We start from the raw sequence: 991 nt of genomic DNA, 5'->3' as shown, positions 1-991 counted from the left end.
GCCATCCTGAGCAAACTCCGAACCAGCCTCGATTGCCGGTGGCGGTACGTCGTAGGAGCGGCGCCACTGCATGAACTGATCCTCGCCGTACTCGTCGCGGATCTCCTTCTTGTTCTTGCCCTGCAGCGCACCGTAGTGACGCTCGTTTAGACGCCAGGAACGCTTAACCGGAATCCAGTGGCGGTCAGCAGCGTCTAGCGCCAGGTTTGCCGTGTAGATTGCGCGGCGAAGTAGGGACGTGTAGAGGATGTCCGGCAGGACACCTTCCTTCTTAAGAAGCTCGCCGCCATGAACGGCCTCTTCCTTACCTAGTTCTGTCAGCGGAACGTCAACCCATCCAGTGAACAGGTTCTTTTCGTTCCAATCGCTTTGCCCGTGACGGAGCAGAATCAGTTTAAAAGCCATGGCTTCATTATCCCATGTCTGGCAGTCAATGTCTTTAGGTTAAGCCTGGTTTTGGTCAATAAACTTCCAACTCGTGGTTCGTTTCCCCCTATTTTCCGCCAATTGTTGCACGTCTTAAAGAGGGAACATTCTTTGGCGAGAAGCTTCGCTCAAATCGGTTTCGACATCGCGTACAGAAGCGGAATGATCGTTTCAACAATCGGCTTAGCGGGCGACTGCGCAATGGGAAGATGCTGTGGCACCGTGCGTTCAATCCGCGGCGGTGAAGCCGGGCCAACCACGCGGCTTCGAGCCTGGCTCTGGTGTTCCTTATAGCTCTCCACCAGGGCGTCAACCGCGGCAGCCCTCAAAACAATTCCGATCACGGCGTGAGTGATCACGCGCATCGGCGCCTCGGGTTTACGCCTTGCGGCCTGGAGGATCGTTTCAAGAACTCCCCCCAAAGCGGTTAAAAACTCCTCGTTGAGGTCGGCCAGGCGTGCGCCCCATTCCTGGTCTCGCACGGAACGGGCCTGCATTTCTGTGTGGAGGGCGTGAAGAGTGCGGTTAACCCCAATCGCGTCCATCGCGTCAAACAACAGGGAGT

General features: G+C 56.4%; 1 protein-coding gene and 1 pseudogene. Both read right to left on the bottom strand.

The features are described 5' to 3' along the window. Positions 1-405, bottom strand: a 405-nt coding sequence (locus HMPREF1627_RS00120) for a 2,3-bisphosphoglycerate-dependent phosphoglycerate mutase (protein WP_034499699.1), incomplete at its 3' end; no start/stop codon positions are given. A gap of 149 nt (positions 406-554) precedes the next feature. Continuing rightward, a pseudogene (locus HMPREF1627_RS00115) lies at positions 555-991 on the bottom strand (TetR/AcrR family transcriptional regulator); the annotation flags it as partial.

Source organism: Actinomyces sp. S6-Spd3, from assembly GCF_000758755.1.
Classification (GTDB): domain Bacteria; phylum Actinomycetota; class Actinomycetes; order Actinomycetales; family Actinomycetaceae; genus Pauljensenia.
The sequence above is the reverse complement of the archived record's forward strand: the minus strand, read 5'-3'. Positions and strand labels throughout refer to the sequence as shown.